We start from the raw sequence: 2,173 nt of genomic DNA on the forward strand, positions 1-2,173 counted from the left end.
TGGGCGTTTCGCTGCGCTCATGCCCACAAGGTCGGCGTGCTACGGGCTACGCTTACGCTTCGGTGCTTCGCTTCGCTGCGCACTGGGCTAACGCCCACCCTCCGCATGCCTCACGCAACGAATCTCTGAAAAATCCATTTCTTTGTTTCTTATGCCAAGTTTTAGCTTGTAAGTATTTGTACTTCAAGCTCAAACAAGGTAAAGACATGATTGCTTATGTAATCTGCGTGAGGGGCATGGAGCATGCCGTTAGGCAGTGCGTTAGCACCGAAGCGAAAGCGCAGTGCGGAATGCCCCGACCCTTGCGTCAGCAAGGGGCACGCCCAAAAAATATCTCATGTCCTGTACCTAAACAGTTACAAAATTTATGTACTTTTGCTTGTAATGATTGCAACAGGTATAACAGGGTTTGTCAGTTGTAAAAAAGAGCAGAAAGAAGTAGCTATACCCTCGCTTGATATAAATTCAGAATCCGGGTTAAGACTTTCCTACCGTGATGGTTTAGTACCCAATTTGGATAACGTTCATAGAGTAACTTGTATGCAGTTATACAATAACATAGACAGCATACCTACATGGTCATTAAACCCTAATGGTGTATATCAGGAACAGGCATTAAGCAGAAATACCATTTACCAATCTCCAAGCTGGGTAGTGAATATTTTGAGAAAGGATAGGGGAACATCTGTTTACCTTTACACCATTCTGAAACCAGGAGGGTGTAATCCCTTTATACATCGTTGCTGTAGAAGATGCATCTTGGGAGATGGCTGTTATAGGTCAGGTACAGGATTGTATAATAATTGTTGTTGTCTTTTATCACGGGATTGTGGGCATGATACTTATGACCCGATTATCAGAATAAATGCACTATGAATATGCATAAAATAGTAATTATTTTATTATGTGTTATTTTTTTCCAAACAACTTGTACAAGTCAGAATATACAGTTTCATCTTTCAGACTCAATCGCGATGGCATCGCCCAGAATAGCGAAAAAAATTTACACTGCCCGCATACTTGGCTTTAATGACCGTTTTGTTGTTTTTGACAGATGCAAAAAGGGTGCTTTAACTATAAAAACCTATGACTATTACGGAAAAGAAAACAAAGCCATAGATTATCCAATAGATACAGCAGGTAATGTTTTAATATCCCTGATAAAAGGAGATAACTGCTTTGGCTTTACAGAGGATTATATATTTTTTTATTTTTTTACAGATACTCTGAATTTTTCTCACAGTGCGGAAATTCCCTCACAGTTTTCAGACCAGTACTGCATAAATTTTTATGGCAATTATGATATTAAAACCCTTGTATTTAAGGACTTTATTATCTGTCCCATAGCACCCAGTCATGGTATCAAGAATAAAAAATGGAAATATGCCAGCGGAGTATTTATCCGGAACAAAAAAAATTATGAACCCTACATGCCATTAGGACTTATTGACGGTGTCATGAAACAGAGTAAAGCCATTTGTTTATATGAATACCCACAGATTTGCTTAAATACCCATAACAATACTATTTTGTTCAGCATGCAGGGAACAGAAAAAATTCAGGTATGGAAATTAGACACTTCGGTTAAAAATCCTGTTAAAATTTTCGGAAGCAAGGGAAAGCATTCCAAAAACTCAAAGTTAAGCAGGCAAAACTTTCAGGATATGTTTAACAGGCATTTCAGCAGGTATTTTCATTACCGCATAGAAAATGACCTGTATGAGGATATTTACTACGACTCAACACACAAATTTGTATACCGCACCTATCGTACTGCCATAAAAGATACCGTCTATAACCGTAAAATATTCCATAAAAACCCTATAAACGACAACATACGTTTTCAAGTCCGTTTGGAACAGTCCAAACCGTATGGCTTGCAAATCTATAACTCAAATTATGAACTCATTTATGATGAAATTATGCCTACGCCGTTTAACATTCTCAAAATAGAAAACAACGAAATATGGGTGCATGGCAGGTATGATGAAGTCAATCAAAAATACTGGATATACAAATACCGAATAGACTTCAAATAGAAATTTAAGGCTTTTTTGGGCGTGTCCTGCACGGCGTTTCGCTAGCGCTCATGCGTGCAAGGTCGGCGTGCTGCGGGCTACGCTATCGCTTCGGTGCTACGCTTCGCTGCGCACTGGGCTATCGCCCACCCTCC

At 39.4% G+C, this 2,173-nt stretch carries 2 protein-coding genes; both read left to right on the plus strand.

The features are described 5' to 3' along the window. Positions 1-243 precede the first annotated feature (243 nt). On the plus strand, positions 244-876 hold the full coding sequence (locus NZ519_13700) for a hypothetical protein (GenBank protein MCS7029808.1): 633 nt from the start codon (positions 244-246) through the stop codon (positions 874-876). Positions 877-974: 98 nt separating this feature from the next. Beyond that, positions 975-2,039 carry a hypothetical protein gene (locus NZ519_13705; GenBank protein ID MCS7029809.1) on the plus strand — a complete coding sequence of 355 codons (1,065 nt, stop codon included), beginning with the start codon at positions 975-977 and terminating at the stop codon, positions 2,037-2,039. Positions 2,040-2,173: the final 134 nt, after the last annotated feature.

This window comes from Bacteroidia bacterium (assembly GCA_025056095.1).
GTDB lineage: Bacteria > Bacteroidota > Bacteroidia > JANWVE01 > JANWVE01 > JANWVE01.

What these genes read in the sequence shown, in the direction of transcription:
- NZ519_13700 (MCS7029808.1), top strand. Translation starts at nt 244, where the DNA reads ATGCCGTTAGGCAGTGCGTTAGCACCGAAGCGAAAGCGCAGTGCGGAA.
- NZ519_13705 (MCS7029809.1), top strand. Translation starts at nt 975, where the DNA reads ATGGCATCGCCCAGAATAGCGAAAAAAATTTACACTGCCCGCATACTT.